This is a genomic window from Fictibacillus phosphorivorans (genome assembly GCF_023715845.1).
Taxonomy (GTDB): Bacteria; Bacillota; Bacilli; order Bacillales; family Fictibacillaceae; genus Fictibacillus; species Fictibacillus phosphorivorans_D.
The window spans coordinates 34,156-60,048 of record NZ_JAMBOR010000007.1 but is presented as its reverse complement, the minus strand read 5'-3'; the positions used below and the strand labels follow the sequence as shown (position 1 = coordinate 60,048).

General features: G+C 42.1%; 28 protein-coding genes and 1 pseudogene. 4 read left to right on the top strand and 25 right to left on the bottom strand.

Annotated features, from left to right (window positions below; translation table 11 throughout):
- Window positions 1–14 precede the first annotated feature (14 nt).
- From hisIE to M3206_RS07490, 8 genes are read right to left on the bottom strand one after another with little or no spacing between them, the layout of a single operon-like run.
- On the bottom strand, window positions 15–659 hold the full coding sequence (hisIE, locus tag M3206_RS07525) for a bifunctional phosphoribosyl-AMP cyclohydrolase/phosphoribosyl-ATP diphosphatase HisIE (protein WP_251311904.1): 645 nt from the start codon (window positions 657–659) through the stop codon (window positions 15–17).
- Window positions 656–1,414, bottom strand: coding sequence for an imidazole glycerol phosphate synthase subunit HisF (gene hisF, locus M3206_RS07520; RefSeq protein WP_251311903.1), 759 nt, complete (start codon window positions 1,412–1,414; stop codon window positions 656–658). Before hisF ends, hisIE begins: the two co-directional genes overlap by 4 nt.
- Entirely contained in the window at window positions 1,414–2,145 is a 732-nt protein-coding gene (gene hisA / locus M3206_RS07515; protein WP_251311902.1) for a 1-(5-phosphoribosyl)-5-[(5-phosphoribosylamino)methylideneamino]imidazole-4-carboxamide isomerase, read from the bottom strand. Before hisA ends, hisF begins: the two co-directional genes overlap by 1 nt.
- Window positions 2,142–2,783, bottom strand: coding sequence for an imidazole glycerol phosphate synthase subunit HisH (gene hisH, locus M3206_RS07510; protein ID WP_251311901.1), 642 nt, complete (start codon window positions 2,781–2,783; stop codon window positions 2,142–2,144). The genes hisA and hisH overlap by 4 nt, the downstream gene beginning before the upstream one ends.
- Entirely contained in the window at window positions 2,784–3,377 is a 594-nt protein-coding gene (gene hisB / locus M3206_RS07505) for an imidazoleglycerol-phosphate dehydratase HisB (protein WP_251311900.1), read from the bottom strand.
- Complete coding sequence (gene hisD / locus M3206_RS07500; protein ID WP_251311899.1) at window positions 3,378–4,649, bottom strand: histidinol dehydrogenase; 1,272 nt, start codon at window positions 4,647–4,649, stop codon at window positions 3,378–3,380. It abuts the gene before it with no gap.
- The gene (gene hisG, locus M3206_RS07495) at window positions 4,646–5,290 is read right to left on the bottom strand and encodes an ATP phosphoribosyltransferase (RefSeq protein ID WP_251311898.1); all 645 of its coding nucleotides are present in this window, start codon (window positions 5,288–5,290) and stop codon (window positions 4,646–4,648) included. Before hisG ends, hisD begins: the two co-directional genes overlap by 4 nt.
- Window positions 5,290–6,471 carry an ATP phosphoribosyltransferase regulatory subunit gene (locus tag M3206_RS07490; RefSeq protein WP_251311897.1) on the bottom strand — a complete coding sequence of 394 codons (1,182 nt, stop codon included), beginning with the start codon at window positions 6,469–6,471 and terminating at the stop codon, window positions 5,290–5,292. The genes hisG and M3206_RS07490 overlap by 1 nt, the downstream gene beginning before the upstream one ends.
- A 256-nt stretch (window positions 6,472–6,727) precedes the next feature.
- Between M3206_RS07490 and cax the strand changes: the two genes are divergently transcribed.
- Window positions 6,728–7,783: a calcium/proton exchanger gene (gene cax, locus M3206_RS07485; protein ID WP_251311896.1), complete on the top strand. Its 1,056-nt coding sequence runs from the start codon at window positions 6,728–6,730 to the stop codon at window positions 7,781–7,783.
- Between the two features lie 123 nt (window positions 7,784–7,906).
- A complete protein-coding gene (locus M3206_RS07480; RefSeq protein ID WP_251311895.1) occupies window positions 7,907–8,929 on the top strand; it encodes a peroxiredoxin family protein in 1,023 nt (340 codons plus the stop codon).
- Between the two features lie 418 nt (window positions 8,930–9,347).
- On the opposite strand, the gene M3206_RS07475 is transcribed toward M3206_RS07480, so the two are convergent.
- The 16 genes and pseudogenes from M3206_RS07475 to M3206_RS07405 all read right to left on the bottom strand — a co-directional run bounded on the left by M3206_RS07475 (window position 9,348) and on the right by M3206_RS07405 (window position 22,204).
- Window positions 9,348–9,656, bottom strand: a complete 309-nt coding sequence (locus tag M3206_RS07475; RefSeq protein WP_251311894.1) for a hypothetical protein — start codon at window positions 9,654–9,656, stop codon at window positions 9,348–9,350.
- 114 nt (window positions 9,657–9,770) lie between these two features.
- Complete coding sequence (gene putP / locus M3206_RS07470) at window positions 9,771–11,243, bottom strand: sodium/proline symporter PutP (RefSeq protein ID WP_251311893.1); 1,473 nt, start codon at window positions 11,241–11,243, stop codon at window positions 9,771–9,773.
- Between the two features lie 249 nt (window positions 11,244–11,492).
- The gene (locus tag M3206_RS07465) at window positions 11,493–12,083 is read right to left on the bottom strand and encodes a hypothetical protein (protein ID WP_251311892.1); all 591 of its coding nucleotides are present in this window, start codon (window positions 12,081–12,083) and stop codon (window positions 11,493–11,495) included.
- 86 nt (window positions 12,084–12,169) lie between these two features.
- The gene (locus M3206_RS07460; RefSeq protein WP_251311891.1) at window positions 12,170–12,685 is read right to left on the bottom strand and encodes an acyltransferase; all 516 of its coding nucleotides are present in this window, start codon (window positions 12,683–12,685) and stop codon (window positions 12,170–12,172) included.
- Window positions 12,686–13,327 carry a pyrophosphatase PpaX gene (gene ppaX, locus M3206_RS07455; protein WP_251311890.1) on the bottom strand — a complete coding sequence of 214 codons (642 nt, stop codon included), beginning with the start codon at window positions 13,325–13,327 and terminating at the stop codon, window positions 12,686–12,688.
- On the bottom strand, window positions 13,302–14,270 hold the full coding sequence (locus M3206_RS07450; protein WP_251311889.1) for a nucleoside recognition domain-containing protein: 969 nt from the start codon (window positions 14,268–14,270) through the stop codon (window positions 13,302–13,304). The genes ppaX and M3206_RS07450 overlap by 26 nt, the downstream gene beginning before the upstream one ends.
- 16 nt (window positions 14,271–14,286) lie before the next feature.
- A complete protein-coding gene (gene lgt, locus M3206_RS07445) occupies window positions 14,287–15,102 on the bottom strand; it encodes a prolipoprotein diacylglyceryl transferase (protein WP_251311888.1) in 816 nt (271 codons plus the stop codon).
- A gap of 22 nt (window positions 15,103–15,124) precedes the next feature.
- Window positions 15,125–16,060, bottom strand: coding sequence for an HPr(Ser) kinase/phosphatase (gene hprK, locus M3206_RS07440; protein ID WP_251311887.1), 936 nt, complete (start codon window positions 16,058–16,060; stop codon window positions 15,125–15,127).
- Window positions 16,061–16,140: 80 nt separating this feature from the next.
- Window positions 16,141–16,644 carry a GNAT family N-acetyltransferase gene (locus M3206_RS07435; protein ID WP_251311886.1) on the bottom strand — a complete coding sequence of 168 codons (504 nt, stop codon included), beginning with the start codon at window positions 16,642–16,644 and terminating at the stop codon, window positions 16,141–16,143.
- 59 nt (window positions 16,645–16,703) lie between these two features.
- Window positions 16,704–17,207, bottom strand: coding sequence for a cytoplasmic protein (locus M3206_RS07430; protein ID WP_251311885.1), 504 nt, complete (start codon window positions 17,205–17,207; stop codon window positions 16,704–16,706).
- A 353-nt stretch (window positions 17,208–17,560) separates the two neighbouring features.
- Window positions 17,561–18,007 (bottom strand): hypothetical protein, encoded by a 447-nt coding sequence (locus M3206_RS19070; protein WP_349774004.1) that lies wholly within the window; start codon window positions 18,005–18,007, stop codon window positions 17,561–17,563.
- Between the two features lie 117 nt (window positions 18,008–18,124).
- Window positions 18,125–19,863, bottom strand: a pseudogene (locus M3206_RS07425) (immune inhibitor A domain-containing protein); the annotation flags it as partial.
- A 291-nt stretch (window positions 19,864–20,154) separates the two neighbouring features.
- Window positions 20,155–20,529, bottom strand: coding sequence for a phage holin family protein (locus M3206_RS07420; RefSeq protein ID WP_251311884.1), 375 nt, complete (start codon window positions 20,527–20,529; stop codon window positions 20,155–20,157).
- 1 nt (window position 20,530) lies between these two features.
- Window positions 20,531–20,722, bottom strand: a complete 192-nt coding sequence (locus tag M3206_RS07415) for a PspC domain-containing protein (RefSeq protein ID WP_251311883.1) — start codon at window positions 20,720–20,722, stop codon at window positions 20,531–20,533.
- Window positions 20,723–20,737: 15 nt separating this feature from the next.
- Window positions 20,738–21,817, bottom strand: coding sequence for a DUF4097 family beta strand repeat-containing protein (locus tag M3206_RS07410; protein WP_251311882.1), 1,080 nt, complete (start codon window positions 21,815–21,817; stop codon window positions 20,738–20,740).
- Window positions 21,818–21,901: 84 nt separating this feature from the next.
- On the bottom strand, window positions 21,902–22,204 hold the full coding sequence (locus tag M3206_RS07405; protein WP_251311881.1) for a hypothetical protein: 303 nt from the start codon (window positions 22,202–22,204) through the stop codon (window positions 21,902–21,904).
- 229 nt (window positions 22,205–22,433) lie between these two features.
- Here M3206_RS07405 and M3206_RS07400 point away from each other — a divergent pair, with 229 nt between their 5' ends.
- Both M3206_RS07400 and M3206_RS07395 read left to right on the top strand, forming a co-directional pair.
- Entirely contained in the window at window positions 22,434–22,583 is a 150-nt protein-coding gene (locus M3206_RS07400) for a hypothetical protein (protein WP_251311880.1), read from the top strand.
- A 107-nt stretch (window positions 22,584–22,690) separates the two neighbouring features.
- Window positions 22,691–22,894: a hypothetical protein gene (locus M3206_RS07395; RefSeq protein WP_251311879.1), complete on the top strand. Its 204-nt coding sequence runs from the start codon at window positions 22,691–22,693 to the stop codon at window positions 22,892–22,894.
- Window positions 22,895–23,016: 122 nt separating this feature from the next.
- Here the strand turns inward: M3206_RS07395 and uvrA are convergent, their stop codons facing one another.
- Window positions 23,017–25,890 (bottom strand): excinuclease ABC subunit UvrA, encoded by a 2,874-nt coding sequence (gene uvrA / locus M3206_RS07390; RefSeq protein ID WP_251311878.1) that lies wholly within the window; start codon window positions 25,888–25,890, stop codon window positions 23,017–23,019.
- Window positions 25,891–25,893: the final 3 nt, after the last annotated feature.

Sequence of the window (25,893 nt, the reverse complement as noted above, 5' to 3'; positions counted from 1 at the left end):
CGAGAATTTACTTCTCAGTTGTCCTTTTTTGTATGTCTTTCCTTTAATGTTGCTAAAATATCGTCCAACGGTACCTTTTGTTCCTGTAAAAGAACCAATACATGATAAAACAGGTCCGAAACTTCCCACTTAAGCTCTTCAGGGTCGCGGTTTTTTGCGGCAATGATGACTTCTCCCGCTTCTTCCCCAACTTTTTTCAAAATCTTATCTACACCATGTTCAAAAAGATAAGTCGTATAGGCTCCTTCAGGCATTTCATGTTCCCGCTGCGCAATAATTTCTTGCAGCTCACTTAAGATGGCGTATCGATCTGGGTTCGGTCCATCCTTTTTATGATCAGCATTATAGAGTGTCTCTGAGAAACAACTGTACGTTCCTGTGTGGCAGGCTGGTCCTTGAGGTTCTACTAAAACAACTAAAGCGTCCTGATCACAATCGTAACGAATACTCTTTACTTTTTGTGTATTACCGGACGTTTCTCCTTTATGCCACAATTCTTTTCGAGATCTTGAAAAAAATACAGTTTCGCCCATTTCGACTGTTTTTTCGAGCGACTCTTCACTCATGTAGGCGACCGTCAAAACCTCTTTTGACTGATAATCCTGTACTACTGCTGGAATCAGCCCGTTTTCATCAAATTTCAACTTTTCCCATTTCAACGTACAGACACCCCCAACTTTTGCAATTCTGACTTTAGCTCTCCGATCGATGTTTCTTTATAATGAAAAATACTAGCGGCAAGACCAGCATCGGCTTTGCCTTCTGTGAACGCATCATAAAAATGTTCAGCGTTTCCTGCGCCGCCTGATGCGATTACCGGAACAGTCACGGCTTCACCGACTGCTTTTGTAAGAGCTAGGTTAAATCCAGATTTTTCTCCGTCCTTGTCCATGCTGGTTAGAAGAATCTCTCCAGCACCTCGCTTCACTGCCTCCTGCGCCCATTCAGTGACTTCCCACTGAGTGGGTTTGCGCCCCCCATGCGTGTATACACGCCATGAAGCAAGCTCTTCGTCATACTTAGCATCGATCGCAACCACCATGCACTGAGCGCCAAAGTAATCGGATCCTTCTGTAACAAGTTCGGGTCGTAAAAGGGCCGCCGTATTTACAGAAACTTTGTCAGCACCTGCTCTTAAGACTCTTTTCATATCTTCTAACTTGTTGATTCCGCCTCCAACCGTAAAAGGGATGGCGAGTTCAGCGGCAACACGTTCTACGACTTCGATCATCGTATCACGCCCTTCGTGGCTCGCTGAAATGTCTAGAAAAACCAGTTCATCTGCACCTGCTTTATCATAAAACCTGGCAAGCTCAACAGGGTCTCCTGCATCTACTAAGTTTAAAAACTGAATGCCTTTTACAACCCGACCTTCTTTTACATCTAAACAAGGAATAATTCGTTTTGTTAGCATTACTTCACACTTCCTAACGCATCCGAAAGAGTAAATCGCCCTGTGTAGAGGGCTTTTCCGATAATCGCACCTGCGATGTTTCTTTCATCTTTCTTTAAGGAGACCAAGTCATCAATCGAGCTGACACCACCTGATGCGATTACTTCCTTACCCGTAATGCGAGCCAGTTCTCCTATCGCTTCTACATTCGGTCCCTGGAGCATGCCGTCTTTTGAGATATCGGTAAAAATAAACGTTTCAGCACCTTCAGCTACGAGTCTTTTTGCAAGATCAACTGCTAGGATATGAGACGTTTCAAGCCAGCCTTCCGTTGCCACAAAACCATCTCTCGCATCTAATCCGATCGCTATTCTTGACCCGCCATAACGACTTAAAGCTTCTCGCACAAAATCAGGATTTGAAACCGCTGCGCTGCCAAGAATAACCCGGTCAACACCGTTATCTAAGTAAAAAGAAACGTCATCCATAGATCGGATACCGCCGCCGATCTGTACGTTTGCAGACAATTCTTTTGATACACGGACTACATGTTCATGGTTCACTTTTTTTCCGTCCTTTGCACCATCAAGGTCTACCATATGAATCCACTCGGCCCCTTGACCCACAAACTGTTTTGCCATATCAAACGGTGAATCACCATAAACCGTTTCCTGGTCGTAGTCTCCCTGCAAAAGCCTGACACATTTCCCGCCTCGCATATCGATTGCTGGATATAATATGAATGAACTCACTTCTGGTTTCCCTCCTCAACGAAACGGCAAAAGTTTTTCAGCATCCCCATGCCTGTTTCTGAACTTTTCTCAGGGTGGAACTGCGTACCCATAATTTGTCCGCGCCCCACTACTGCCGGCACTTCCACGTCTTCATAATGAGCGGCCGCTGCTAACACACTTCTGTCCTCCGTTTGCACGACATAGGAATGAACGAAATAGACGTAACCTTCATCAAGTCCTGTTAAGAGAGGCTGTTCCTTTTGTAAAAAATGTAGGTTGTTCCAGCCCATATGAGGCACTTTATACGTTTTTCCTTCAGCCGTTACACCATTAAAACGCTCAACTCTTCCGGGTAACAGTCCGAGTCCCTTCGTTAAACCGTTCTCTGTGCTTTCTTCAAAAAGAAGCTGCATGCCTAAACAGATCCCCATAAGTGTTTTTCCGTTCTCTGTCTCTTTTTTTATAAAATCAATAAGTCCTGTTTCTTGAAGTTCATTCATCGCGTCCTTAAACGATCCAACTCCAGGAAGAAGCAGTCCATCTGTTTCATGAAGTTCTTCTGGATTGCCGGAAAGAATGTACGGCTGGTCAATTCGTTTTAAGGCAGAACAGACAGAGTGAAGGTTGCCCATTCCATAATCAATAATTCCGATCATCTATAACATTCCTTTCGTGGAAGGCACTCCTTTAACACGCGGATCGATCTGTGTGGCTTCGTCCAGCGCTTTGGTAAAAGCTTTGAAAACTGCTTCGATCATATGATGTGTATTCGTTCCATAATGAACGATCACATGCAGGTTCATTCTTGCTTCTAAAGCCAATTTCCAGAAGAATTCATGTACGAGCTCTGTATCGAAAGAACCGACCTTCTGACTTGGAAACTCTGCTCGAAATTCCAAATGCGGACGGTTTGATAGATCAATTATCACTTGAGCCAATGTTTCATCCATCGGTACAAAAGCATTTCCGTAACGCTTGATCCCTCTTTTGTCGCCTAATGCGCCCTGTATCGCTTGTCCAAGACAGATTCCAACGTCTTCTGTCGTATGATGATCATCGATCTCAACATCTCCATCTGCGTTCACTGTTAAATCAAAGTGACCATGGCGAGCAATCGCATCAAGCATATGGTTTAAAAAGGGGACAGGCGTCTGGATGTCAGCTTGTCCTTCTCCATCGATATCGAGTGATAAGCTGATTTGTGTTTCTTTTGTGTTTCGTTCGATCGTATGCTGACGTCTTTTTTCCATTTATTTGTCCTCCAGTCTATAATCGATTGCCCTCGCGTGTGCTTCTAATCCTTCTAAACGTGCAAACGCTGATATTTTTCTGCCGTTTTCTTTTATCGCTTGTTCGCTATAGCGGATTACGCTCGATTTTTTCGTGAAATCATCTACGTTCAGCGGGCTTGAAAAACGTGCCGTCCCGCTTGTCGGAAGAACATGATTGCTGCCGGCAAAATAGTCTCCGACTGGTTCAGAACTGTATTCGCCAAGAAAGATCGCACCAGCATGCTTGATTTTACCGAGCAGGCTCATCGGATCCTTCGTCATGATCTCTAAGTGTTCCGGTGCGATCTGGTTGATCACTTCTGCACCTTGATTAAGTGAATCCACAATATAAATAGCTCCGTAATCTCTTACGGCTTGAGCAGCGATTTCTTTTCTTGGAAGGGACTCAAGCTGGCTTTTGACTTCTGATGCCACTTTTTCTGCTAGATCATTTGAAGTTGTAACTAAAAATGCTGCAGAACGAGGATCGTGTTCAGCTTGAGAAAGCAGGTCTGCTGCAATGTATTTAGCGTTTCCTGTTTCATCTGCAAGTACAGCGATCTCACTTGGTCCCGCGATCATATCGATATCACAAACGCCGAACACTTCACGTTTTGCGAGTGCGACAAAAATGTTTCCTGGACCTACGATCTTATCGGTTTTTGGTACGCTTTCCGTTCCGTATGCGAGCGCACCGATCGCTTGAGCACCGCCCATTTTAAACATCCTCTTAACACCCGCGAGAGATGCGGCTACTAAAACGGCTGCAGGAAGTTTACCGTCTTTTCCAGGCGGAGTCACAAGAACGATTTCTTTAACACCAGCAACAGCTGCAGGAATGACACCCATCAGTACAGAGGAAGGGTAGGCTGCTGTTCCACCAGGCACATATACGCCGACAGAGTCTAAAGGGGTAACTTTTTGTCCGAGCATCGTCCCGTCTTCTCTGGTAAAGAACCAAGACTGGCGCTTCTGCTTTTCGTGATACTCACGAATGTTTTGAGCGGCTTCTGTTATAATAGCGATCATCTCTTTGTCTAAAGAGGCTACAGCTTCATCCATTTCCTGTTTGGATACCTCAAGAGACTGCAGTGAAATACCATCAAATTTTTCCGTATAGTTTAAAAGGGCTTTGTCTCCTTCAAGTTTTACATTCTCTAAGATTTCTAATACTGCTTTTCGCTGTTTCTCTGTATTTTGTTCAACACTTCTCTCTAACGTCTTTAATTCAGATACGGGCTGGATTTTCACTGAACATCCCCCTTGTTTTCGACCAGTTTGCGCATACGTTCGACCAGTTCATTGATCCGCAACGCGTGTAGTCTGTAGCTTGCTGGATTTACGATAAGCCTTGAAGTAATATCCGCTATTTTCTCAAGCTCGACCAGGCCATTTTCTTTTAACGTCCGTCCGGTGGAAACAATATCTACAATGCGATCAGCTAGGCCGATTAACGGCGCAAGTTCAATAGATCCGTTCAGTTTGATCACTTCTACCTGCTGACCTTGTTCTCGAAAGTAATGAGAAGCAACGTTCGGATACTTTGAAGCAATTTTGGGTGCGACCTTTTGATAGTTTCCCTCAGGTAGACCAGCTACCGCTAAGTAACACTCGGAAATTTTAAGATCCAGCACCTCATAAACATCCCGCTCTTCTTCGAGCATGACATCCTTCCCTGCTATTCCGATATCTGCAACGCCATGTTCTACATATGTCGGTACATCCATCGGCTTTGCGAGAATGAAACGAAGTCCCGCTTCTGGTGCATCGATGATCAGTTTTCGTGATTCTTCAAATTCAGGAGGCAGCGGATAGCCTGCTTGTCTTAACAGGTCGACTGCTTCTTCAAATATTCTTCCTTTTGGCATCGCCATCGTTAAAACTGTGTTCATTACAAGTCCTCTCCTTGCTGACTTCCAATCAAATAATGAATTTCATCGAAACGTTTACTGAATTCATCTACATTTCTAACCCCAGACAAGTCTTGCATCACGATGATGCCGCCTTCTACCCTTTTAGACTTTGCTAACTTTAGCGCTTCTTTTCTGCGCTCTGATGTATACAAGATACATTCTTTTTTCGTTGAATCATTTTTGCTATTGAATGCATCTATAAAATAGTCCATTCGAATCGCAAAACCGATTGCTGGCGCTTTGCGGTCAAATCGGCTCAACAGGTCGTCGTATCTGCCGCCGCTTGCGATCGGAGCACCTATTCCTGCAGCATACCCTTCAAAAACAATGCCCGTGTAATAGCTCATATGGCTGAACAGTGTAAAATCAAAAACGATATTTTCTGCCGCACAATAGTCCTCTAACAATGTGTATAACGTGTTGAGTTCTTCTAACACTTGCTGCCCTTTCCTGTTTGGAGATAATGCAGCTGCTTCATCCAGCACTTCGATTCCGCCTCTTAATTCCAAAAGTTTTAATAAGCGCTGTGTATCGATAGAAGATAACGGAAGCTCTTTTACGTGAGACGTATACCCAACATAATTTTTTTCATTTAGGTAGCGAAGGAGGTCTGCTGCTCTGTTGTCGTTTCCTAGGATATCTGCCAAAAGTTCTTGAACGAAACCGATATGGCCGACTGCTATTGTATACGACTGAATCCCGCTCTTTTTGATGACTTCGGTCATTAAAGCTAGCGCTTCAGCCTCTGCACTGGATGTTCCTTCACCGATCAGTTCGATCCCTACCTGTTCAAATTCAGCCGGTCTTCCTCCTTCACGCTGTTGAGCGCGGAAAACAGGTGAACTATAGGCTAGACGAAGCGGATAAGCGACATTTTTCATACTAGAAGAAACGACACGTGCGATTGGAGCTGTCATATCTGGTCTCAATACGAGTGTTTTTCCTTCCATATCGAGAAGTTTAAACAGCTGCTGATCTAAAATGGCTGATGCTTCCCCAACCGTTTCGTGATATTCCAATGTCGGTGTCTGAATGAACTGATAGCCCCAAGATTCCATCTCTTTTTTTATTGTATTTTTAATATCTTCATTTTTTTGATAAAAAGCAGGAAGTGTATCTCTCATGCCTGCAGGTTTTTCAAAAACAAACGGTTTAGACATTTTCTTCATCCTTTTATATGTGAAGTTGTTTTTTCGCTTGTACTCATTCTAACGGCAATCTCCAATGAAGGATCATTGCGCCTTCAACATGATGCTTTAATTCGCTAATGTACTACCAAGATAAAGATTTAGTAGTTAGTCTACACTTCCCCTCGAAACATGTCAACTCATATACGAAAAAAATCGGTAGTTAAGAAAATAAATTTCAGGGAATAGTATGTAAAAAATACATACAGAAGAAAGGATGGTATGCGTCTTGTTTAATCGCATCTTTTTTCTTGCCATCATTATAGGTGTGCCGCTGTCTGTTTTCGGCAGCATGCAGCATTGGCCCGACCTTATCTTATTTGTGATCTATTGTGCTACCATCGTTGCACTTGCGGGTTACATGGGACGCGCGACAGAAAGCTTAGCAATCGTTGCAGGACCTCGAATCGGCGGACTCTTAAACGCTACTTTTGGAAATGCGGTCGAACTTATTATTTCTATTTTCGCATTAAAAGCTGGACTCATAAGCGTAGTATTAGCATCTTTAACTGGTTCCGTACTAGGAAACCTTTTACTCGTAGGAGGGCTTTCCTTTTTTGTGGGAGGCTTAAAGTACAAACAACAAAAGTTCAGTGTGTATGACGCCCGTCATAATGCTGGACTGCTTATATTCGGGGTTGTAGTCGCTTTTGTTTTCCCTGAGGTGTTCTCTTATAAACTGAACGATGCTGAATCACTCACCTTGAGCGTTTGGGTCTCAATCATCATGATCATTTTGTACATTGCCGCACTTCTGTTTAAACTTGTAACGCACAGAGGGGTCTATCAGTCAGAACATGATGAGGGACATGAAGAAGAAACGGCTGAGTGGAGTAAGATGAAAGCCCTTATTATCCTAGCTCTATCTACGGTTGCTGTAGCTTATGTATCTGAAAAGTTAGTTCATACGTTCGAAGAGGTTGGAGAAACACTCGGCTGGAGTGAAGTGTTCATAGGGGTCATCATCGTTGCGATCGTAGGGAATGCGGCAGAACACGCATCCGCAATCATCATGGCTTATAAAAACAAGATGGGCGTAGCTGTCGAAATCGCGATCGGATCAACGCTTCAGATCGCCATGTTTGTTGCTCCTGTTCTCGTTTTGATCTCTCTTTTCTTTGAGAAATCGATGTCACTCGTGTTTACACTACCTGAACTGGTCGCGATGGTTCTCGCCGTATTCTTAACCATCTCTTTAACGAACGATGGAGATACGAACTGGTTTGAAGGACTGACATTATTAGCAGCCTACCTCATTATGGGCGTTGGATTTTACCTCTTATAAAAATTAAAAGAGGCGGTGAAGATTTTATATCTTCACCGTTTTTCTTTTGAGCAAAATTAGGAATAAAAAGAAGGCAAGTTTGATAAAGTTTAGAATAAGGACAAGTTGAGGGATGGTGTGATAATGGAGAACTTCATTTCAATTGGGTCTTTTCCTGTAAAAATGGTGTGGCTTTCTATTCTAGGGTCTGCTTTGATCGCGTATGGGATGCTGTCATTAAAATTAAGAAAAGAACCTGATAAAAAGCAGATTCTCGACGTTTTAACGAATGCCATCGTCATCTGCTGGTTGGTATGGAAAGTCAGTTACTTGCTCCTGCACCCGGTTCTCGCATTTAAACATCCCTCTCATCTTTTGTATTTTAACGGCGGGGAAACAGGTATCGTTCTTGGCGTGATTGGAGCTGTACTTTATTTATTGAGAGCCGCAGGAAAAAGAGAGCTTGAACGGAACCGCATTTTTTATAGCGGTATTTTAGGTCTCTCGATATTCTTTGCCATCTATTATGGCGCCCATTTTGCATCTGAAAAAGTATCAGCAGATGGTCTCATCTCATTATTTTTTACGATTCTCTCTTTTTACCTATACACATATGGATCCTTTCAACTCAAAAAAACGGTTCTTTCCATGCTTGTGACAGCCCTATTCTTTTCCGTCATCAACAATACCCCGCTTGGCGGCAAAAAAGAAGACGCTGCAGCAGTTGAGACTGTAGCTACGGGTATTAAGCCAGGAAACAAGGCACCTGACTTTGATCTTAAAACGAGCGATGGTGAATCGATAAGTTTGTCCGATTTAAAAGGAAATGTCGTCTTTATTAACCTCTGGGCAACCTGGTGTCCGCCATGCCGAGCAGAAATGCCGGAGATGGTACGTTTCTATAATGAGCACTCCTCTGAAAAAATCGAGATTCTCGCAGTAAACCTGACTAGTAGCGATTCGGAAAAAGAAGTGAAAAAGTTTGCTGATGAATATAAGATTAACTTTCCTATCCTGCTGGATATGGAAGGCAAAGTCGGAGATCTATACAAAACCGTATCCATTCCGACCACCTTTATTGTAGATAAAAAAGGAATTATCCGCGAAAAACACATCGGCCCGATGAGCTACGAGATGATGGAAGAGTTTGTGAAAGCTGCGCAATAAAAAAGCGATTAAATAGGAGCGTTTGTGAACAAACGTTACATTTTTTTAATAAAGAAAGCTGGTCCCCTATCGCCTCTGTAAGGTGAATGAACTAGCTTTTTTCCTTTTAATGTTTCACTGTGGACTTACGAAATTTCAACTCGTGAATCCCACGTTAAATGAAATAATCCCTCGCTTAGCAACATTTTTTCCTTGCTTAATTGTAAAAATCCCACGCTCATTTCAAAATAATCACGAGTCGACATTTCTCGACAAAACTTCATCCCTACCTTCTACCTCTTCTCAAACAAATAAAGCTTCGCGTTCCACCTACTGCTCTTTCCTTAGTATGGGAAGTAGTTTCCGTATGTACGGCTATGTTTCTAGCAAGATCAAAAACAAACACCCCACAACGTGAGGTGCTGTACATTCCTATCGTTTAATTATTCAACGCGTAAAAAGAAATACCTTTATTCCTATGATTGTTGAAGAACGTGATGAGATCGGGGAGTGTGAAATAGCTGCGATAATCTTCATGTACTCCAAATGCATCTTTTACGTAAACGACGCCTAGTTCCTCTTGTTCCTCGAACAATATCAGTCCATAGCCGTCTCTCATTCTAAATGCAACTGGGCAGCCAAGCTTCAGAGTCTGCATAAACTGTTCTCGGTCTTCGATTGGTCTCAATGACTCCTCGGTATAAGACGGCCCCAAAAACCACTGCTTCACTTTCTCTTTTATACCCATGTCATCCACCCCGCTTATTTCATCATATGCGGGCGTTTCTGAATGTTACTTTCGGGTTAGCTTAGCAATCAAACAAAAAAGAACCTCCCTTATAAAAAGAGAGATTCCTATTTTTTATTGGTTTACTAGTCTTTTCGCTTCTTCAAATTCGCGCTGAATCGCTGTATTAGGTTCTTTCGTCATAAGACTGACAATCACGATCGCGATCGTACATGCAATGAATCCTGGAATGATCTCATACACATCTGCAAATGCCGGGATCAGTTCCCACACGATCACGGTAACCGCACCTACGATAATACCCGCAAATGCTGCCCATTTTGTCATGCGTTTCCAATATAGACTCAATAATACGACCGGTCCGAATGCGGCTCCAAAGCCTGCCCATGCATAACCTACTAGATTTAAGATTGTTTCACTCGGATTGATCGCCAATACAAAAGCGATGACGGCAATGACTAATACACATAAACGTCCGATAAAAACAAGCTCTTTATCAGATGCAGAACGTTTAAAGAACGCTTTATACACGTCTTCTGTCAACGCACTCGACGTCACGAGTAACTGTGAAGAGATCGTACTCATAACCGCCGCTAGGATTGCTGCTAATAAGAACCCTGTGATGATTGGATGGAACAGTACATCCGCTAATAAAATAAAGACTGTTTCCGCTGTAGACTCATCGAGTGGTGCATTTGTCTGATTGAAATAAGCGATTCCAACCAGACCGGTAAACATCGCACCTACGATCGAGAAGATCATCCACCCCATACCGATTCGCCTCGCACTTTTCATTTCTTTAACAGAAGTGATCGCCATAAAACGGACGATGATATGAGGCTGTCCAAAGTATCCAAGCCCCCATGCAAGCAAGGAGATGATGCCGATCAAACTTGTCCCTTTAAAAGCATCCAGTAAAGAAGGACTAACACTTTCTATTTCGTTAAATGTCGTACTCCAGCCGCCTACTTCTAAAATCGCAACAATAGGAACAAGAATGAGCGCAAGGAACATGATCGCGCCTTGTACAAAATCTGTGTAACTAACTGCTAAAAAGCCGCCGAATAACGTATAAAGGATAACGACACCAGCGGTAATGATCATTCCCCACAGGTAGCCCGTTTCAAAAGAGGTTTCAAAAAGCTGTCCGCCGGCAACCATTCCTGATGAAGTGTAAAAAGTAAAAAAGATAATGATTACAAATGCTGAAGTGATTCTTAAAATGCGAGAAGTATCTTTGAAACGATTTTCAAAATAATCAGGAATCGTAATTGAATTGTTCGAAACTTCTGTGTACGTTCTTAATCGTGGTGCAACATATAACCAGTTTAAGTATGCACCTGCAGATAAACCTACTACAATCCAGCCTGCACTTAAACCAGACACATACATAGCACCAGGTAATCCCATCAAGAGCCATCCGCTCATATCTGAAGCTCCTGCACTCAGAGCCGTAACCGCTGGACCAAGGTCCCTGCCCCCAAGCATGTAATCGGTCAGGTTTGAAGTTCTTTTATACGCATACCATCCGATAAGCAGCATGCCTATCATGTACACGCAAATTGAAAAAATAACGCCATACTCCATTTTTTTTTCCCTCCTGTACGTCCTAGTTGTGAAAATGCTTTAAATTTTTGAAAAATTAAAAATTGGAACCTTTTTATTATAAATACATTTTTCGACAAAAGGAATAACATTTTTTATGGAAATGGATTACATTAGGCTTCCATCGGTTCAAGAAGTATCGATTTACTGCGAAATTCTCAATCTGTTTACACACAAAAAAACGGCACCCGCTATAAGGCTTTGGGGCACCAGTCTTCTTCAAGGTTTGTATTATAGCTTTTTACGTCTTAAGCGTTTTACTTTAACAAATTGATTCGTAAACTGATCCAGCTCTTGATCACGATAGATGTAGAAGAAACGATGATGATGGCCATCCTTCATTTCAGTGAGTTGGCAGTTCATGTATTGATCCATTTCCTGTCGGGTCAGCTCAACGGTATATAATTTGCCGTGACTTGGTACATCAAGTTGGATCTCGTTTAAAAAATGGAGTTCTTTAAATAAATAAATAGAAGTATCAAGGAGAAATTCACAGATTAAGTCTTCTGAGCCAAAGTAGTGTTGAAAATGTTCGCGTGTAAGCGATGTATGGGGTACGTAACGTTTGCAGGTAGAATAATCGCCGTAAAAAACCAGCTTTGCACGTGTGCTTTGAAGTTCATAATGCTTAAGAAGGCCGCTGCCTTTCATTTTGGAAACAGCCGTGCGGAAACGATACGTATCACGGGCTGCTAATTGTTCGGCCTTGTTTTGTGGATATGCTGCTTTCGGTGCATGCTGAGACTGGCAGTTGTCTTCTACTAGGTGTCCAATCTTAAATGAATTCTTCAAATAAACGATCGAGAATGATTTCCTTCTCATAGTATGCGCCTCCAGCTTTCGCTTTTTTGCTAATTAAAGTATACGATGAAATTTTAGAAAACCCAAGAGGGGAACATCCGACAAATTTAGATGTTTTCCGCTTCCCTCTTGGATCGCTCGTCTTTAGTATAGATCACTCGCATCGGATTGCCTCCGACGAATGAACCTTCAGGTACGCTTTTATGAACGAGCGTACCGGCCGATACAATAGCCCCATCCCCGATTGTGATACCTGGAAGGATCGTTGAATTAGCACCGATCATCACTTCGTCGCCGATGATCACATCTCCAAGACGATACTCCTTAATTAAGTACTCATGAGCAAGAATCGTAGTATTATAGCCGATTACACAGTTCTTCCCGACCGTGATCCGCTCAGGGTACATGATGTCCGGCATCACCATTAAGGCAAAAGCAGTCCCCTCTCCGACTTTCATTTTTAAAAAAGTACGGTACAGCCAATTTTTAACCGGCAAGAATGGGGTATATCTAGCAACTTGAATCGCAATAAAATTTTTAACAACTTTCCAAAATGGAACCGTGTCATATACCTGATATAACGAGTTCTTTCCTTTTACAGGATAACGCTCTGTATCACGCACTTATCTCTCCCCTAAAACATCCAGTAAATCCGTCATTTCATTCAGCATATAATCCGGATTAAACTGCTGCAAATAATCCTTGCCTCGAATCGTCCAAGTTACTCCTGCAGTCTGCGTTCCAGCATTCTGGCCAGCTAGAATATCATACTTGCTGTCACCTACCATGATGGCACGGTCTGGAGTGGACTGAAGCAAGGCTAACGCTTTTTGCACTGGTTCTGGATCTGGTTTTGCTTTTTCAACATCATCCAGTGTAACGATCGTTTGAAAAAACTTATCGAGTCCTGTTAGTTTTAAGCCCATCACAACGGTGTTTCTCATTTTAGTTGTTACAATGCCCAATTTATAGCCCTTTTTATACAATTCTTCTACGGTTTCAAAAACTCCTTTAAACTCAGTGACAAGTTCATCATGATGTGCGATGTTATGCTCTCTGTATGTTTGAACAAGATCTTGAACACGTTCTTTATCAAATTGTTCCATCGTTTCAACTAGCGGAGTTCCCATCAAGGGCAGGATGTGCTCTCGGTTGTATTGTTCAGGAAAATATTTATCAAGCGTATATAGAAAAGAAGCGATGATCAGTTCATTTGTGTTGATCAGCGTTCCATCCAGATCAAATAGTATGGTGTCTCGTTTCATGGTGTAGTTCCTCTTTTCTTAAACTATTTTTCCGTTCTAGTTTGTTCCAAACAAAAGCGACTAAAATGGTAAGGACAACAGCGGTTACAACCCGGATAATCAGTAGCGGTAACACCGGGATACCAAGCGGAACGAAAACCAACGTATCCTCAACGACAGCATGACAGCTTACTAGAAATATAAAGGCGAGATAGAGGTCTTTTTTCGAAACACCATCTTCTTTTGCCGCTTGCATCATGACGCCTGCTCCATAAGCCAGCCCGATTGTAAGCCCTGCAGCCATCGTCATGGATGTGTTTTCTTTCATCCCTAAAAGTTTCATAGCAGGAGCCATCCAGTTTGAGAACTTGTTCAGCCAACCTTTGTCTTTTAGATATTGCATGATGATCATAAGCGGAATCACGATAAGTGCTAACTGAAGAATACCAAGTGACGCTTTTTCAAGCGCAGTAAGCATGATCTCTCCCCATCCGTTTGGTGTTGCTTCTGGTTTTGAGATAAAACCATACTGTGCTTTTTCTGTTCCGCCATCCCATAAAAGGTTGATCATGAATGCCGAAAATAGTGCCAATCCGACACGGACAAGCAGGATGACCCACAATTTAATGCCAACACTCGCTGCAACACCTGATTCGATAAAAAGGTTATGAGAGAATGAAAGCATAACAGCCAAGATAAACACATCCTGAACCGTTAACGTATCAAGGGTTAGTATACCCCCGATACCTGCATAGAGATTGAGGAAATTCCCGAGTACGAGGGGAATCGCTGCTTCACCCGGCAACCCGATCCATTTCATCGCCGGTGCGATGGCTGAAATGAGCCAATCCAGCACAGGTGTATGGCTTAATAATGTGATGATCAATGTAACAGGGAAAATGATTTTCCCTAGCGTCCAAGTGGTTTTCAAGCCCGCAAGTATGCCTTTTTTTAATGTCTCCACTTTTCATTCGCCTCCCTTAACTCTCTAAATATCTTTTTTCAGCCAAACCTGCTTTTCTTCTATAGATCCAGATGATGACTGCAGCCACAATCCAGGTCAAACTCATGACTTGAGCGATTCGAAGAGAAGTGTCCCAGACGATCAAACTGTCCGTACGCAATCCTTCCACAAAGAAACGGCCGACTGAGTACCAGATGATATAGGTTAAGAACAGTTCTCCTCTATGAAGATTCACTCTGCGTAAATAAAGAAGTAGGAGCACTCCGATAAAGCTCCAAAGAGATTCATATAAAAAAGTAGGGTGATAGTACGTACCATCAATGTACATTTGATTAATGATAAAATCAGGCAGCATCAATGACTCAAGAAAATCTCTTGTAACCGGTCCACCGTGTGCTTCCTGGTTCATGAAGTTCCCCCAGCGGCCAATCGCCTGACCGAGCAGGATACTAGGTGCCGCGATATCAACAAGCTTCCAAAACGAGATTCCTTTCTTTTTAGAAAAAATAAGTGCAGTTAAGAAGGAACCGATCAAGGCACCATGGATGGCGATTCCGCCTTCCCACACGGCCAGGATCTTTCCAGGGTTATCTTTGTAGAAATCCCATTCAAACGCAACATAATAGAGTCTTGCACATAGAATCGCCACAGGAACAGCAATCATGACCACATCTACAAACGTGTCTTTCGCCAGCCCCCGGCGCTCTGATTCTCTTACAGCGAGCCATAGTCCGAGCATCGCACCTAAACCAATGATTAGTCCGTACCAATAGATCGTAATAGGGCCTAACTCCAGCGCTACACGGTCCAACGGCTGAATCGTTTGTTCCAAAGTCTCCACTTCCTTTTAGTTCTTATAGATCGTCATCGTCTCCCGCTTCGATTACATCTGTCAGTCTCTCAGAAAATTGCTGAGCAGCGTTCATTCCCATTCTTTTCAGTCGGAAGTTCATAGCTGCAACTTCAATGATTACCGCTAAGTTCCGTCCAGGACGTACAGGGATCGTCAGGATTGGTATCTCGGTATCGATGATTTTGGTTGTTTCCTCTTCCAATCCTAGTCGGTCATACACTTTTTTAGGATCCCACGCTTCTAAATTCATAACGATGGAGATTTTTTTATAGTTGCGGATCGCTCCAGCACCGAACAGTGTCATGACATTGATGATTCCAAGACCTCTGATTTCTAAAAGATGCTGAATCAGTTCAGGCGCACTTCCAATCAACGTATCTTCATCTTCCTGACGGATCTCTACGGAGTCATCGGCAACAAGTCTGTGACCACGCTTAACAAGTTCAAGCGCCGTTTCACTCTTCCCGACTCCTGAGTTACCGGTAATCAAGACACCAATCCCATAAATATCGACAAGCACACCATGCTTAGCAGTCGTTGGTGCGAGACGGCTCTCTAGGTAGTTCGTGATACGGCTGGAAAGACGTGTCGTCGTCACAGGTGAGCGCATGATCGGCACACCCGTTTTGTGTGAAGCCTTTAATAACTCTTTTGGTACCTCAATATCCCGTGAAACGATGATTCCAGGTGTTTCATCTGTACATAGCCGGCTTAAGCGATCCATACGTGTTTCAGGGTCCAACTCAGCAATGAACGAGAGCTCTGTTTTTCCTAATAACTGAAGGCGCTCTCCCGGATAATAAGTAAAATACCCAGCCATCTCAAGACCAGGACGTGAAATATCGCTCGTACGAATCGTGCGGTGGATGCCTTCCTCACCACTGACAAGCTCTAGTTGAAACTTTTTGATTAATTCATGAATATGTACCTTCGCCATAGGGTCCTCCTTGACATTTTTCCAATGATTCTATTGTATCACTTCACAAACGTATTAACCAAAGGCAAGTGTCTCGAAATTCATTGATCAGACGACCATGCATACACATTTACAGGAATCGTATTAAATCTCGTGTTTTTCTCATGTTTCATCCCAAGCTTTAAAGCAACATTAATCGACCTTTTGTTTGCCTGCTGAATCAGGCAAATGAGTCTTTTTAATCCTAATTGTTGAGAAGCGTATTGTTTTAAAAAAGCTGCCGCTTCTGTTGCATACCCGTTTCCCCAATATTCTTTGGCGATCCAATACCCAATCTCAAATTCCTTCTTGCCATCTACAGCTTGCTGAACAACACCAGCATGCCCGATCGGCTGCCCAGTTTCTTTATGTAGGACAAGATAAAGCCCTCTTCCCTCCCGATAGCCTGGCAGAATCCATTCCTGAAAACTTTTTTGAGCTTCCTCTGTTGATCTTGTTACACCTTTTCCAATGAATTGGACAACCTCAGGATCTCCCCATAATGAGGCGAAAAACGGAAAATCATCATTCGTATAGCACCTGAACTGAAGACGTTCTGTTTTCAATTGGCTTGCCCCCTCCAAGAACGAAGACCGTTTGGCATGCAAACGGTCCGATCTGTTATTTATTTTTTTATAGATATTGAAATTTTATCATAAACCGATAGCTTTTGACTTGGTTTCGTTACACCATCATTTAAAAGGATACTGCCGCTTTTGATCTTATGAACAATTTCACTTCGGCTCCATCCTTCAATATGATCCGCAAGTGTACGGTCTAACCGGAAGCTGCCCTCAACTCCAGTAATGTGAATTTCAAACGATTCGCCGCTTGATGCTTGTAGCGGTATTTTTCCGCCTTTTTCTACTGGCTTAAACTCAGAAGGTACGAGTGTCTCCGGATCAACATGATTGGTAAATGACTTATAAATCGTAAGCTTTTTGTTCCAGGTATGATTCTTCGGACATTTATAGATAGCAAACTGATAAATGTTTTTACCATTCGCGTTATGTCTCCGTATTGTCGTATCTGTAAAAGTAGTGACCTTCCTGCACATTTTGCATTGTTTTTTAACCGTATCGGCTACTGTTTTTTTATGAAGCACTAAAGAGTATTGTTGTGTTTGCATATTCATTTCACCTCGTCTAATAGCGAGGGAATACAACTTCTATTTGAAATCTTGCAGAACGAAAAAAAGCCCCCTTTAACAAGGAGGAATAAGAACGCATCGTTAATAGAAGAAACGGACTGCAGTTCGTTGTATTACCTCTGTAATGGGATTTAGACAGACTTCTCCCGTGTTCAAAAACGCAGTGTTTTTTAACAGTTGAGAAGCGATCTGATTGTTTTCCATTACAGATTAAATGTTGGCATACAGGTCACTGAGTTCCTTTCTTTCAAATAGATTACTTGCAGTTTACCACAATTTAACTAAAATGGATATAAAAAATACCCCCCGCTTTTTGCGAGAGGTATCAAAAATTATTTGTAGATAACTACAGATCCTACAGACTTGTCTTTTGCTTGTCCGACCACTTTCACTTTCAAACCGAATTTAGAAATGTTGCGGCCAGCGTCAGGCATATAAGGGTTTGCAAACGACTGGCTGTCATCAAATAACGGAGCGGCCTTCTGGCTTGCAAGTTTTAATGTTTGTACACCAGGATAGTCGAGATTTAATCCAGATGTTTTGTTCAAACCAAATGCAGCATCTGCAATATGGTAACGTGTGCTTGCCTGAGCTTTTGTTCCATCAGCAAAGTTCCATTGCAGGTCTGTATTTACGTGAGAATCAACCACTCCTACAAAGCCATCTCCTGGATGAATGCCTGTCCAGTTATCCGTGTAGGAAGGATCTACATACCAAACGACTAAGCCTCCATCGTAACTCATAAGAGATGCACCGCGTCTAATATTTTTAAGACCCATATCTACGCCAGAATGATTTCTCCACTCAAGTAGATAGTAGTGATCGCTGTATTTGTTGCCGTCATTCTTTTCAAAGCCCTTGAATGTAAATGGTGAAGTTCCTTCAGCACCATCTTCAATTAATGTTTGTCCATCTGCTACAACTTTAAGATTGTCCGCCATGAATCCAACGTGGCTAGTTCCCCAATCCGTCGCATAACGCAGACGAAGCTGGATTTCCTTACCTGCATATTGGGAAAGATCAAATGTTTGTTCTTGCCAGCCATTCGAATTTCCTGTAAACCCTGGCATTGAGTCGATAATTGTAGGATAACCTTGTGATGTTACATCAGAACGAGTATTTGCATTTTCAAGCGACTTCCAAGTAGCACCTTTATCTTCTGACACTTGAACAAAGGCGAAATCCCATTGCTCTTCAATATCATACCAAGCATCAAACGTTAATGTCGCAGATGACTTTCCTGTTAAGTTAACATTCGTTACCATGCTATTATCGATTTCATCTTGTTGTCCGCCCCAATATTGGTATGAACCTGTCTTAGGAGCAACAATAGGTGTTGTCTTTTGTGGAAGATTTACTTTTACAGCCTGTTCGTTTTCTCCGTTTGGAGAATTGGCTTGATCAAGTAAGAAATGCTTCCCTGTTGAATTAACATCCTTTAAATCGATCTCAGCCGGTGTTGTCCAGTTTCCACCCATAGTAGATTGGAAATACGTTTTTGCTAGCGGAGAGAAACCAGTTGGTTCTGTTCCTCCGATCTTACCAGCCCATGAACCGCTCGCCATGATCGACCAGTAGCCTACAGCTTCACCAGTTCCAGAATAAATAGTGTCATACTCATCCGGAATCCCAGGTCATGACCGTATTCGTGAGCAAACACACCCGTAGCGCCATCTTCTGGCATCATTGTATAGTCATAGAACCCAGGTTTTCCTTGTCCAAGCCCATCATTATCAATAAACTTTGCGGAGCGATGAGACCAGATTGCATCATTTCCTAAAGAACCCCCACCTGCTTCTTGTCCAACACCTGAATGAATGATCATTAAGTGATCGACCAAGCCATCTGGCTCAAGAACATTGCCATCCCCATCTAGGTCATGTGGATCTTCTAAATCGTAATCTTCAAGAGGGATACCTGCAGCCAATGCAGCATTGTAAGTATCAACAACCAGCTGTTTTGATCCTCCCGGTGCTACATTATCATGTCCTGTTGTCGCATCTGCTCCATAAAAAGCAGCGGTTCCAGGTACCTTTAACCATCCATAAGCTTTTCCTTGTACGGAATATGTACCTCCCGATTGCTGCTCATAGAACTGTTTCATAGAAACAAATTTTTCACCATTCGGCCCTTTCACACCTTTATCACCAAAAATCATATCTTCATAGTGTGATAGAGGATAATCTGAATAGTAGTTGTCCGTTTCAGATGGTTTGATATTGTTATGTGCAAAATCTGAGTACTCTACTGCTAAAACAAGCACTTTATCTTTTCGAACGTCACCTTTGTATTTCTTTTCTTTTACTGGTTTTGGATCCTTAATCTTAGGACCATCTTTTTTCTTACCTTTATGATCTTTAAATTTTTTCTGTTTTTTAGCATCTGCTGCTTTCACTTTAGCGGCAATCGGATCTTTTCCTAGTTGATTACTAGATTCCTTTCCTTTTATCTCTAAATAATGACCGAGTGCTGCCTGTTTCTGTTTGGTTGAAGCATTCTTAGAAACTACCCCTTGCTTAATGAGTGATTCTAGTAATCTGTCTTCATTTACAATACCTAGATCGAGACTTGAATTCGAATGAGTTTGTTTCCCTTTTACCACCTCATCCAAAGCCGTTTGTGCTTTAGCATCCATAGTCCCAGCAAATAAAGATGACGAAGCTAGTCCAAGCGATAAACTGGTAGCTAACAGCGTCTTACCCCATTTCTTTTTACCTATCCCCATGATGTACCCTCCCGTTAAAAGAATCTTCAGAATTTTGTTGCTTTTAAAATGTATCATATCTCCTAAATTTTGAAACTAGCCTTTGGAACTAAGAAAAGACAAAATTGTTATTTTTTGATAGTTCCAAATACTTAGTTTTAACGTAAAACAGTTCTTTTCCCCCAAAATAAAAACACCTCTTTTGTAGAGAGGTGTCGAAAACTATCTTCTTTTCTTTTTATTCTTTTTTAAAGGTTCTAAAATGAAATTAGTGAGGAACATATTGAGTAAGGAGATAATAACTGCGGCCAGTAGTGCCATGCTAAATCCATCAATATTAAACGAATCACCCATCAATTCAGCTGTGAGCGATAAGAGCGCAGCATTAATGACGATTAGAAATAAACCTAGTGAAAAAATCGTGACCGGCAGCGTTAACAACACCAGGATCGGTTTCAAAAAAACGTTAAACAGTGACAATAAAACGCTTGCTAATAGGGCAGCACCGATACTTTCGACATGAAAGGCTTCGAAATATCCCGCTACTACCATTAAAGCGATCGTATTGATCAGTAAGGAGACGATCCAACTTTTCATGTTATATGTCACTTTCTTCAGGCATGATTGCCATTGCAATTAAATAAGATACTCCAACAGGAATGACCGCTGTAAAAATAGCAAGAGCTACGACTCCAAGACGGACAACAGTCGGATCAACATTCATATATTCAGCAAGCCCGCCGCATACTCCAGCGATTTTCGAATCATTCGACCGCTTCAACTTTTTCATATACTAACATCACCTCTATTTTGCTTTTAGCACCGCAACTGAACCTGTTTTGGCTTCAGCTTCAAGCTTGAACTGCGGCCATGTTGTTCCTTGATTCGCGATAAAGGAGAGGAACTTACGTGTGACTTCCTTCTTCTCTTCTCTGACTTCTACGTTTTCTAAGTCACAAATAAACCCACCAACAATCGTTTTCAGCACGGCATCAAGTTCTAAGGTTTCTGGGAATTCGGTTTCTATTTTTCCCGTCACGGTTTTAAAAGATGCATACCCTTCAACAGGTGAAGCAAAACGACAGTAGATCGATCCGTTAATGGTTTCAGAACGTACCTGTGAGGCGTCGACCGTCAACCTGACAGGACCGTTCATCGTGTCTGCTTCAACATCTGTATACGCACAATCATTAAGTGTTAAAGAACCATTAGCAGCTGTTGCTTTGATTGTTTCTCCCGAGCAATGATTGATTGCAATAGCCCCAACGGTTGTTTTTACAGTTAACGCTTTCGCCTGGCAATCACTGATCTTAACTGGACCATTAAACGTTGTAACCTTGATTAATTCATACGAATCTCTTGGAACAGAGATCACCGCATTTACTTTTTGATGTTTGTTTCTGGAATAAAAGCGCATTTTTGTAGCGTCACAATCATAGAAGGTCTCATTCCTGAACTTCGTTTTTGCAGAAGATCCTTCAGGCACCTTATAAACATGCGCGTCACATTCCACTTGAACATCTTTTCGATCCCACGGGACAATCGTAACTGATCCATTATAGACTTCGATATCCATCTCCTGAAACATCACATGACTATCTTGAAAAACATAGTGTACGGGTTCAGACGGTCCAAAGTTTAAGTCAAAATCGACGGTCTTAATCCGCTTCACCACACGATCAAAGAACTTCGCCACTTTATAACCGGATGACGGTAGTTTAACGGCAGTAGCCCCGTTCACGGCTTTCTTTTTTAGGCTGATCGGACTAAGAGAGCTGATCTGCAATTTTTTCTTATCATTTAAAGCATATAGTAATTTTTCAGCCTCTTCCGCTGAAATTTTCCCTTCATTTAACATATTTAAAATCATTTTCCGTTCTTCCATGCATTGACGCCTCCCTTTTGGATTCCGTCACCGGCGCCGGCTGATTCTAAGATGTCTGAATTGATCCGGTATTACTTGTACGATTTATGAGAGAATTACCTTTATCCCTTTAACAATATTCCAAACCATCACAATTAATGTCAACGTACCAAAAATAAGAGCACTGATAATGATTGCAGCTAAATGATATTGCGTTTCGAAAATAATAATAATGCCAAGTGGCACTGCGATAATGGGCAGTAAATGAGACAAAAATGACTTTTTGGCATGACCCACTACTTCTGAATCATCCACGACTAAGTAGACAATAATCGGAAAGAGAAATGGGGCAAAAAATAAGCTGAAATAGCAAATAGCAGAAACTGCTTTTTTCGTGCTTTCCTTCATAACATGACCTCCTGCTCTATATAAAAAACGAAAATCGAACATGAATGCAAGCAAAAGGCATGCGCCTTTTTTTACTTCGACCTCATGAAACAAACTTCCTTTTTCCCTATACCCATTCGACATAACTTCTAAAATTCCGTATGATAATGACAAAAATCCTCAAGGGAGCGTCTTTCAATTGAAAAATATTAAAACCTTAAAGGTCCTATTTATAGTATTAACCATGCTTATGATCACTAGCATCTTAATTGGTGTTATAACGCAGAGTGATGGGAATTTAGATGTATGGGATCGAATCTTAGCCGGTACTATCGGCTCCATTATTGCTTTAGCCATTAATTATGTAATCTACAAGCTTCTTTCTAAGATTTGGCAATAATTCACTCTTCCTATTTTATATGAAAATGGCTGATTTGAGGAGAAATTGTTTGAAATCCCCGTAAAAAAGGAAATGTTAACTATAAACAACTATAGGGGTGATGTCTAGTGTCTGAAGAAAAGAAAAAGCAAAAAGGAAAAATGGACAATCCTGAACAATTTAAGACCGATAAGGAAAGCCTTCTCGATAAATTTGAGAGTGAACAAAATGTGGATTCTATTCCGCTGGAGGATTTGAAACAAGAGAAGCGAGAAGAAAAAGATAAAACCGGGACGAAGGATTCATCCTCGAGTGAGAAGAAATACAAGTAATACAAAAACAGTGTCCCTAGTTGGGGGCACTGTTTTTTGCTTGAAAAATTCTTCCGCTAGTTCTCCCTAGGCGTGCAATATAAAAAAGAGAGCAAACCACTTTTAAGGTTTGCTCTTCCGTTCTATTTAGCTAATTTTTCTTTTTCTTTGATTTTACCGGTCATGCGTTTTTTATCTCGTTTTAAGATAGGTGCGAGATATCTTCCGGTGTGGGAATCTTCGATCTCAGCAAGTTGTTCTGGAGTACCTGCTCCAACAAGAGTACCACCTTTATCTCCGCCTTCTGGTCCTAGGTCGATTAGGTGATCGCACTGTTTGATGACATCGAGATTATGCTCAATGACTAGTACGGAATCACCGTTATCAACTAGACGCTGCAGGACAACGAGCAAACGTGAAATATCATCTACATGAAGTCCTGTAGTAGCCTCATCGAGAATATAAATGGTTTTTCCAGTTGACCGTTTATGAAGTTGTGAAGCCAATTTCACACGCTGTGCTTCCCCACCGGATAATGTGGTTGCCGACTGGCCAAGTTTGATATAGCCGAGTCCAACATCAAGAATGGTTTGCAGCTTTCGTTTGATCTTAGGAATATTCGCAAAGAACTCGACAGCATCCTCAACTGTCATATCTAGAATGTCGGCGATGTTTTTCCCTTTATATTTTACCTCCAGGGTTTCACGGTTATACCGTTTACCATGACACACTTCACAGGGTACATACACATCTGGTAAAAAGTGCATCTCGATTTTAATGATTCCGTCCCCACGGCAAGCTTCACAACGACCGCCTTTTACATTGAAAGAAAACCGGCCTTTTTTATATCCGCGCACTTTGGCTTCATTCGTGGATGAAAACACATCACGAATATCATCAAAAACGCCTGTGTAGGTTGCCGGATTTGAACGAGGTGTACGTCCGATTGGTGACTGATCGATATCAATGACTTTATCGACATGTTCCAGCCCTTTGATCTCTTTGTGTGCACCTGGTTTATCTTTTGCACGATGAAGTTTTTGAGCTAGTGCTTTATGCAAGATCTCATTAACGAGTGTACTTTTCCCAGAGCCAGAAACACCAGTAACGCCAGTGAACAAGCCTAAAGGAATTTTAGCTGATACGTTCTTCAGGTTGTTTTCTGTAGCACCTTTCACCTCGATGTAACGCCCATCTGGTTTCCTTCTTTTCTTTGGAAGAGGTATAAACTTTTTGCCAGACAGATATTGACCAGTTAGTGATTCAGAGTTTTCCATAATCTCCTGAGGAGTTCCTTGAGCCGTGATCACACCACCATGAGCACCTGCACCTGGGCCGATATCAATGATGTAATCCCCTGCTAACATCGTATCCTCATCATGCTCAACGACGATAAGCGTGTTTCCAAGTGACCGCATTTCTTCTAATGTTCGGATCAGCCTGTCGTTGTCACGTTGATGAAGCCCAATAGAAGGCTCATCAAGAATATAAAGAACGCCCATGAGACGTGAGCCCACCTGTGTAGCAAGACGAATACGCTGTGCTTCTCCACCAGATAGGGTTCCCGCTGATCGGCTGAGTGTCAGATAATCAAGTCCAACATTGATCAGGAAACCTGAACGGTCCACGATTTCTCGCAAAATTAGTTTTGCGATAGCTTGTTCCTTTTCTGTAAGTTCGAGGTTATCGAAAAATTGTTTAGCTTCTGTGATCGAAAGAGAAGTCGTTTCTCCGATGTGTCTTCCGTTGATCTTGACTGCTAAGGCTTCTTTCTTCAGACGGTGTCCTTTACAAGTCGGACACGGCTTTTGTGCCATGTAGCCTTCCATCTGTTCACGAATGTAATCAGAGCTCGTTTCTCTATAACGGCGCTCAATATTACCTAAAACACCTTCAAATTGAATCTCATTCTTACGGACTTGCCCAAAATCGTTTTTATAACGGAAAGTAAGATATTCCTTGCTTCCTTTTAATATCTTATCTATCTGATCTTTTGGCAGGTTTTCTACCGGCACATCCATATCAATACCGAAATGGTTACAGATGCTTTCTAAAAGCTGAGGATAATATTGCGAGCTGATCGGTTCCCATGGTGCAATCGCATTTTCACGCAATGTACGACTCCAATCTGGGATAACAAGCTCAGGATCCACTTCAAGCTTAACGCCTAACCCGTCACATGAGGAACAAGCGCCGAACGGACTGTTAAAGGAGAACAGGCGTGGTTCAAGTTCACCGATCGAAAAGCCGCAATGCGGACAGGCATGATTTTGAGAGAATAGAAGTTCTTCTTCTCCTATCACATCAACAACTACACTTCCTCCTCCTAAATTCAAGGCAGCTTCTAAAGAGTCGGCTAAACGAGTCGCGATCCCCTCTTTAACTACAATTCGGTCGATGACGATTTCAATCGTATGTTTTTTATTTTTTTCAAGTTTAATTTCTTCAGAGATTTCCCGCATTTCTCCATCAACACGGACACGAACATAGCCTTGCTTTTTAATATCTTCCAGGGCTTTTACGTGTTCACCTTTACGTCCGGAAACGACTGGAGATAGAATCTGCAGCTTCGTTCGTTCCGGATATTCTAGTATACGGTCTACCATTTGTTCGATAGTTTGAGAAGTGATCTCTACATTATGAACAGGACAAACCGGACGTCCGATTCGTGCGAATAGGAGACGCAGATAATCGTAGATTTCAGTAACGGTTCCCACCGTTGAACGCGGATTTCGGCTCGTTGTTTTTTGGTCGATCGAGATCGCTGGTGAAAGACCTTCTATAGAATCTACATCTGGCTTATCCATCTGTCCGAGGAATTGTCGTGCATACGCAGACAAAGATTCCACATAGCGACGCTGACCTTCTGCATAGATCGTATCAAAGGCCAATGAAGATTTTCCCGAACCAGATAAGCCGGTTAGAACAACCAGCTTATCACGTGGGATCGTAATATCTATATTCTTTAAATTATGGGCTCTTGCACCCTTAACAATTATGTTTTGATTGGTTGCCAACTG

Coding starts and splice junctions, on each gene's coding strand:
- hisF (WP_251311903.1), bottom strand. CDS start 1,414: ATGCTAACAAAACGAATTATTCCTTGTTTAGATGTAAAAGAAGGTCGG.
- hisH (WP_251311901.1), bottom strand. CDS start 2,783: ATGATCGGAATTATTGATTATGGAATGGGCAACCTTCACTCTGTCTGT.
- hisB (WP_251311900.1), bottom strand. CDS start 3,377: ATGGAAAAAAGACGTCAGCATACGATCGAACGAAACACAAAAGAAACA.
- hisG (WP_251311898.1), bottom strand. CDS start 5,290: ATGAACACAGTTTTAACGATGGCGATGCCAAAAGGAAGAATATTTGAA.
- M3206_RS07490 (WP_251311897.1), bottom strand. CDS start 6,471: ATGTCTAAACCGTTTGTTTTTGAAAAACCTGCAGGCATGAGAGATACA.
- M3206_RS07480 (WP_251311895.1), top strand. CDS start 7,907: ATGGAGAACTTCATTTCAATTGGGTCTTTTCCTGTAAAAATGGTGTGG.
- M3206_RS07475 (WP_251311894.1), bottom strand. CDS start 9,656: ATGGGTATAAAAGAGAAAGTGAAGCAGTGGTTTTTGGGGCCGTCTTAT.
- putP (WP_251311893.1), bottom strand. CDS start 11,243: ATGGAGTATGGCGTTATTTTTTCAATTTGCGTGTACATGATAGGCATG.
- M3206_RS07465 (WP_251311892.1), bottom strand. CDS start 12,083: ATGAGAAGGAAATCATTCTCGATCGTTTATTTGAAGAATTCATTTAAG.
- ppaX (WP_251311890.1), bottom strand. CDS start 13,327: ATGAAACGAGACACCATACTATTTGATCTGGATGGAACGCTGATCAAC.
- hprK (WP_251311887.1), bottom strand. CDS start 16,060: ATGGCGAAGGTACATATTCATGAATTAATCAAAAAGTTTCAACTAGAG.
- M3206_RS07430 (WP_251311885.1), bottom strand. CDS start 17,207: ATGCAAACACAACAATACTCTTTAGTGCTTCATAAAAAAACAGTAGCC.
- M3206_RS19070 (WP_349774004.1), bottom strand. CDS start 18,007: ATGGGTCTTAAAAATATTAGACGCGGTGCATCTCTTATGAGTTACGAT.
- M3206_RS07420 (WP_251311884.1), bottom strand. CDS start 20,529: ATGAAAAGTTGGATCGTCTCCTTACTGATCAATACGATCGCTTTAATG.
- M3206_RS07415 (WP_251311883.1), bottom strand. CDS start 20,722: ATGAAAAAGTTGAAGCGGTCGAATGATTCGAAAATCGCTGGAGTATGC.
- M3206_RS07410 (WP_251311882.1), bottom strand. CDS start 21,817: ATGGAAGAACGGAAAATGATTTTAAATATGTTAAATGAAGGGAAAATT.
- M3206_RS07405 (WP_251311881.1), bottom strand. CDS start 22,204: ATGAAGGAAAGCACGAAAAAAGCAGTTTCTGCTATTTGCTATTTCAGC.
- M3206_RS07400 (WP_251311880.1), top strand. CDS start 22,434: ATGATCACTAGCATCTTAATTGGTGTTATAACGCAGAGTGATGGGAAT.